This is a genomic window from Streptomyces ureilyticus (assembly GCF_011045025.1).
GTDB lineage: Bacteria > Actinomycetota > Actinomycetes > Streptomycetales > Streptomycetaceae > Streptomyces > Streptomyces ureilyticus.
On sequence record NZ_JAAKZX010000025.1, the window covers coordinates 67,130 to 73,816 of the forward strand.

Below are 6,687 nucleotides of genomic sequence, written 5' to 3' on the forward strand. Positions count from 1 at the left end.
CTACCACGAAAAGGGATCGAAGATGACCACTGTGGGTGTGCGGCGCTCCCGCCGACTCGGCCGCGGCGGCATACGCCGCCTGGTCCCCCTCGCTGCCGTGGCCACGGCAGGTGCCCTGCTGCTCTCCGCCTGCGGCGGGTCGGACTCCGGCTCGGGCGGGACCTCCAAGTCGCTGACGTTCTGGATCTCCACGGTTCCGGGGCAGGACGCGGGCTGGAAGAAGATGGTGGCGCAGTACAAGAAGGAAACCGGCGTCAAGGTCAAGCTCGTCAACATTCCCTACGACGGCTACGACGCGAAGCTGCGCAACTCCGCGCAGGCGAACTCCCTGCCCGACGTGGCGTCGGTGCCGAAGGTGGACCCGATCTGGGCGAACAAGCTGATCGACCTCAAGTCCATCGCCAACAAGAAGAGCAACAAGATCAACGGCAACTTCGTCGCCAAGGACTCGTCCGGGAAGGTGCTGGCCATCCCCTCGGACATCACCGCGTCCGGCATGTTCATCAACAAGTCGCTCTTCGAGAAGGCCGGCGTCGACTACCCGACCTCGCCCGACAAGACCTGGACCTGGTCCGAGTTCATCAAGGCGGCGGACGAGGTCCGGGAGAAAACCAACGCCAAGTACTCCCTGACGTTCGACCCGTCGCCGTCCCGGCTCCGCGCCATGGTGTACGAGATGGGCGGCAAGTACGTCCAGGCCGACGACTCCGGCAAGTTCTCGGTGGACGCGGCGACCAAGAAGGCCGTGAACACCTTCGTCGGATGGAACGACGACAAGACCATGCCGAAGTCGGTGTGGACCAGCGAGGCCGACCCGTCGGCCATGTTCCAGAGCGGTGACGTCGTCGCCTACTGGTCCGGCGTATGGCAGGTCGCCGCCTATGCGGAGAGCATCACGAAGTTCGAGTGGGCGAGCGTCCCGACTCCCGCCGAGCCGGTGCAGGCCAGCGACGTCAACAGCGGCGGCCTGACGGTGGGCTTCAACAACAACGGCGACGCCGCCGCGGCCGCGGAGAAGTTCCTGTCCTGGCTGTACGAGCCGGCCCACTACCAGGCGCTGTGCGAGGCGTCCGGGTTCCTGCCCGTCGAGACCGGCCTGAACCCGAAGTACCCCTTCAAGTCCGAGGCGGCGCAGGCGGCGTTCAAGCTCTACAACGAATCGATCCCCCTCTACGACCCGGTCTCCGGCTACTTCAACACCGCGCAGACGAACTGGGCGCTGAAGGGCAAGACCCTCACCGAGGACCCGACCACGACGGAGCTCGGCAAGGCGATCAACGGCCAGCAGTCGGCCGACAAGGCCCTGGACAACATCGTGGCCGGCTACAACCAGCAGGTCGGCGGCTGATCGTAGGCCGACGGGCCGGGCGGCGGGGTCGAGACACCGCCGCCCGGCCCAGGGCCTGTCTCGGGACCCACGCGATGCCGGGCTCACGGCCTGAGCCCACAGGAACCCATTCCACCAGCACGGAGTCAGGAAGATGACCAAACGCGCCCCGGACGTGTCCGCGAGCCCGCCCAGGAGACGGAGTAAATACACCGTCGCGCCGCTCGTCCTCATCGCGGGCAATGTCGTGCTCTTCGCGCTGTTCTTCGCCTGGCCGGCGGTGATCGGGCTCGTCTACTCGTTCACGAACTACACGGGCGTGGGGGCGTTCCAGTTCGTCGGACTGGACAACTACCAGAACCTGGCCGGGGACTCCACCTTCTTCGACGCGCTGACCCGGACGCTGCTGTACACCGTGCTCTTCGTTCCGCTGAACTTCGTGTTCTCGCTGCTCATCGCCAACGTACTGGTGAGCAAGCACGCCAAGGGCATGTCGGTCGCCCGCGTCTTCTTCTTCATCCCGTGGCTTCTGTCGCCCATCGTCGTGGGTGTCCTGTGGCGGTGGCTGTTCGGTGAGAACTTCGGACTGGTCAACCACCTCATCGAGAAGTTCGGCGGAAGTGCCGTTCCGTGGCAGTCGAACGCGGATCTGTCGCTGCTGGTCGTGGTGGTGGCGGCATCCTGGGCCTGGACGGGCTTCTCGATGCTGCTGTTCATCGCGGCGATCAAGAACGTACCGGTGTCGTACTACGAGGCGGCCTCGCTCGACGGCGCCGGTCCGTGGCGCCAGTTCCTCAACATCACACTGCCGAGCATCGCGCCCACTTCCTTCATCGTCATCCTGCTCAACACGATCCACGCGATGAAGGAATATCCGCTGTTCGCCGCCCTCAACAACGGCGGGCCCGGAACGTCGAACAACCTGCTTGTCCAGTACATCTACCAGACCGGCTTCAAATCGGGCCAGATCGGCTACGCGAGCGCCGCGTCGTTCGTGCTCATGCTCATCCTGATGGCCGTCGCGATCATCCAGCTGATGGTCAACCGGCGGGTGGAGAACCGATGACAACCACAGACATGCCTCGCAAGGTCGACGCCGGGCCCGGACGGGCAGTTCCCAAGAAGCGGCCCGGCGCGGCCGGCGGTGGGCTTCGGCGCGCGGTGCCCGCGACGACACTGCTGTGGGTCCTGGCGGCCGTCTACGGGTTTCCGGTGCTGTGGTTCGTCCTCAGCTCCTTCAAACCGGCGGGAGACTTGTTCTCCTCCCTGTCGCTGTTTCCGGACGACCCCACCCTGTCGGGCTACAAGGCAGCGTGGGACAGCGCCAACTTCTCCCAGTACTTCATCAACACGGCCATCGTGTCCGTGGTCGCGACGATCCTCACGGTGGGAGTCAGCTGCTGCACGGGGTACGCGCTGGCCAAGTACGACAACAAGTGGCTCAAGGTGTTCTTCATCTGCATCCTCGCCACGACGATGCTGCCGGGCGAGGTCATGCTCGCTCCGCAGTTCCTGGTGGCTCGCGACCTGGGCCTGTTCAACTCGCTGGCCGGCATCATCTTCCCGGCCTTGCTCACCGCGACCGGATGCTTCATGTTCCGCCAGTTCTTCCTGACGGTCCCCGACGAGCTCGTCGAGGCCGCCCGCATCGACGGCGCGCGTGAACTGTCGATCTTCCTGCGGATCATGGTGCCGATCTCCCGGCCCATCATGCTGACGCTCGCCATCCTGTCGTTCCAGTGGCGGTGGAACGACTACATCTGGCCGCTGCTGATGCTCAACGACCCCGACAAGTTCACCGTGCAGATCGGCATCCAGAGCCTCGTCGGCGCGCAGAACATCAACTGGTCGGTGGTGCTCGGCGGCTCGGTCGTCTCCATGATTCCGCTGATCGTCGTCTTCCTGGTGTTCCAGCGTTATGTCATGAACGCCGACATCAACGCAGGATTGAAGGACTGACCGAGCCCACCCCGCTCGACCACGAGTTCGTCCGCGCGGCGGCCCGCGCCGCCGACCGGCCGGCCGCCCCGCCGGCCACCTCCGGCATGAAGGGCTGAACAGCTTGTATCTCCCGCATCAGCGCGGCCCGTTGCACGATCTGGCCGACGATCCGGCCGCGTACGACCGTGTGCTGGCCGACGTGACCGAGCAGGCGCTGGCCCGGCTCACCCCGGACGGCAGCCTGGAACACCCGGCCGCCACCGACGACATCGGTGACACGTCACTCGGCATCACCTCCCTGCTCGCGCTCGCCTGGCACCGCACCAAGGACCCCCGCCTGCCGGACGCCGTCCGCCGCAGCCTCGCCTTCCACCTGCGCGCACGCGTCTACACCGAGGACAACCCCGGCTACCCGAACCTGACGATGCGCAAGTCGGGTCTGCCGTACGCGCGTTACGTACTGGCCCCCGGCGCGCACCCCATCGGCGACTGGCCGAGCACCGTGTGGGCGCTGCTCCAGGCGGTCAACGTGCTCGACGCGGCGGTCGGCCTGGTCGACGAGGAGCAGTACCGCGAACTCCTCGACGTGGCAGGCGGTTACTGGCACTGGCTGACCGAGGCCACGGTCTTCAACCCGCAGGACGCCGCCAACCAGGCCATCGGCTGTGTGGTCGGCGGACTGATGCTCGCCCGCCATCTCCCTCCGGACGAAGGGGAGTTGGTACGACGGCGAGCGATGCACGTGTACGTGAGTGAGATCCGCGCCCGTCGCATACGGGACCGGGGTGCCCCGCTGCCTCCCGAGCACGGCGGCGCGTACGACAACAACTACGGGCCGATCTCCCTCTCCTTCCTCGCCCAGGCGCACCGGATCAGCGGCGAGGACGTCTTCGCCGAGGACGGCGAGGCGCTCGCCCGCTATATCGACGCACGGCTGGCCGGAAGCGGCTTCGACATCGGCGGGCCGCGCTACAGCGAGCAGCACTCCGCCTTCGAATCCGTCCTGGGACTGCGGTACTTCAGCGCTCGCATCGGCGCCGACATCGGCCGCTACGCCGGGGACACCCGCTGGGGCCGGCACGCGGTCGGGGCGGACGGAGGCGTGGACGGGCACTTCGCGTTCATGCTCGTGTGGCAGATCCAGGACACCACGCGCTGGCACCGCGCACCGCGTACGGAACCCGCCTGCCACCAACTGCGGGCGGGCACGGTCACCGTGTCGTTCGACGACCGGATGACACCCACCGTGATCGAGACGGGCGGCTCGGTGCTGGTGGCCGGTGCCGTCGAGCGGCAGCACGGGTTCGGGCCGGTGACGGACGGCTTCCTGCTGTGCCGTCCGATGGGCGCGGTCCGCGTACGGGACCACCGCTCCGGGGACCTCGCGGCCAAGCTCGTGAGCAAGCCCGTCGTCGGGCGGGACCATGTGCTGCGCCATCTCCAGTCGCTGTATGTCACGGACGGCACCCGGCTGTGGATGACGGTCGTCGTCGAACGGCTGGGCGGGGAACGGTACTTGCTTGCCGGGATGCCGTACGTCGTCGCGGAGGGCGACCGGTTCCGCAGGACCGGCGAACTGCCGCCCGTCACGGCCGCGGGTGACCTCCGGATGACGCACCCGCCGGCCGGCAGCCCGGACAGCTTCGACGCCCGCCACGACGTAACCCAGCAACAGGCGGCCTTCGAACTCGCCCTCGACCCACGTGGCTACGGCAACCCCGACCAGGGCTGGAGCCACATCCGGACGACCACCGCGCTCGAAGCGGGCCCCGCCCCCGGCGCCCCGGAGGACCTGGACGTCTTCGGGGTGCGCTACGGACCGGAGGCGACGGAGGCCCTGAGCGTGACCTGCGAGCGCTCGCCGGAAGGCCTGACGGTGCGTACCGAGGCCTTCACGGCGATGCTCGGCGAGCCCGACGCGCACGGCGAACCGGAACTGACGCTGGTTCGCCGTGCGCGTCGCTGACCTGGGCCTGGGGCTGGCCCCGGGTCTCGTGTGAGGCCTGGGCCTTGCCCGAGGCTCAGGCGGTCACTTTCTCGCGGCCGGTCGTGTCCTGCTCGGCTCGCTCGCCGAGCCGCTCCGTCGGGACCTTGTGCGTCTCCCGTGCGGTGAGCGCGGCGATGACCGGCGGGACGCACAGTGCGGCCGTGAAGAGGGCCACGGCCGACCAGTTGTCGCCGTCAGGGCCCGCGATCTGCGCGGCGAAGGTGACGGCGAACCCGGCGATCGCGAAGCCGATCTGGGTGCCGATCGCCATGCCGGACAGGCGGACCCGGGTCGTGAACATCTCACCGTAGAAGGAGGGCCAGACGCCGTTCGCGGCGCTGTAGACGACACCGAAGGCGACGATGCCGAGGACCAGGACCAGCGGGTACGAGCCCGTGGAGATGGCCCACAGGTAGGCGAACATCGTCACGGCGCTGCCGGCCGCGCCGAGCAGGAAGACCGGACGGCGGCCGATGCGGTCGGAGAGGGTGGCCCACAGCGGGATCGCGCCGAGGGCGACGAGGTTGGCCAGGGCGGCCACCCACAGCATGGATGTGCGGTCCATGCCGACCGAGTCGCTGGTCGCGTACGACAGCGCCCACACGGTGAAGATCGTGCTCACCGAGGCGACGAGCGCGGCCGCGACCACCCGCAGCACATCCGCCCAGTGCTCGCGCAGCAGCACGGCAAGCGGCATCTTCGGGACGCCCTCGGTGGCGGCCTGCTGGGTGAAGGTCGGGGTCTCGTCGAGCGTACGGCGGATGACATAGCCGACGACGGCGACCACGAAGCTCAGCCAGAACGGGATGCGCCAGCCCCAGGCCAGCAACTGGTCCTCGGGGAGCGCGGCGACCGGGATGAACACCAGGGTGGCGAGGAGCTGGCCGCCCTGAGTGCCGCTGAGCGTGAAGCTGGTGAAGAAGCCGCGGCGGTTCGGCGGCGCGTGTTCCAGTGACATGGAGTTGGCGCTGGCCTGCTCACCCGCGGCCGAGATGCCTTGCAGGATGCGGCAGAGGACGAGCAGGACGGGGGCCAGCGTGCCGACCTGCTCCCGCGTGGGCAGACAGCCGATGAGGAACGTCGACAGGCCCATCAGCATCAGCGTGAAGACCATGATCTTCTTGCGGCCCAGCTTGTCGCCGAAGTGACCGAGGAACAGCGCGCCGATCGGTCGGGCCGCGTACGCGACACCGAACGTGGCCAGCGACAGCAGGGTCGCGGTGGCCGGGTCCGACTCGTCGAAGAAGACCTCCGGGAAGATCAGCGCGGCGGCGCTGCCGTAGATGAAGAAGTCGTAGTACTCCAGGGCACTGCCGATCCAGGCGGCCGTGGCGGCTTTCTTCGGCTGGCCCGGTGGTGCGTCGAGCGGTGCGGCGGGGACGGACACGGCGTGCTCCTCGGGGGACGGGGGCCGCTGAGCAGGGATGGGGGG

5 protein-coding genes are annotated in these 6,687 nt (G+C 68.1%); 4 read left to right on the top strand and 1 reads right to left on the bottom strand.

The window, feature by feature from the left end:
• Positions 1-22 precede the first annotated feature (22 nt).
• From G6048_RS11125 to G6048_RS11140, 4 genes are all read left to right on the top strand, one after another.
• Entirely contained in the window at positions 23-1,348 is a 1,326-nt protein-coding gene (locus G6048_RS11125; RefSeq protein ID WP_165339319.1) for an extracellular solute-binding protein, read from the top strand.
• Between the two features lie 133 nt (positions 1,349-1,481).
• Entirely contained in the window at positions 1,482-2,393 is a 912-nt protein-coding gene (locus G6048_RS11130) for a carbohydrate ABC transporter permease (RefSeq protein ID WP_165339320.1), read from the top strand.
• Entirely contained in the window at positions 2,390-3,286 is an 897-nt protein-coding gene (locus G6048_RS11135) for a carbohydrate ABC transporter permease (RefSeq protein WP_165339321.1), read from the top strand. Before G6048_RS11130 ends, G6048_RS11135 begins: the two co-directional genes overlap by 4 nt.
• A gap of 103 nt (positions 3,287-3,389) precedes the next feature.
• Positions 3,390-5,234, top strand: a complete 1,845-nt coding sequence (locus G6048_RS11140; RefSeq protein ID WP_165339322.1) for a hypothetical protein — start codon at positions 3,390-3,392, stop codon at positions 5,232-5,234.
• Between the two features lie 55 nt (positions 5,235-5,289).
• Here G6048_RS11140 and G6048_RS11145 read toward each other — a convergent pair whose 3' ends face one another.
• Positions 5,290-6,642 (bottom strand): MFS transporter, encoded by a 1,353-nt coding sequence (locus G6048_RS11145; protein WP_165339323.1) that lies wholly within the window; start codon positions 6,640-6,642, stop codon positions 5,290-5,292.
• Positions 6,643-6,687 lie beyond the last annotated feature (45 nt).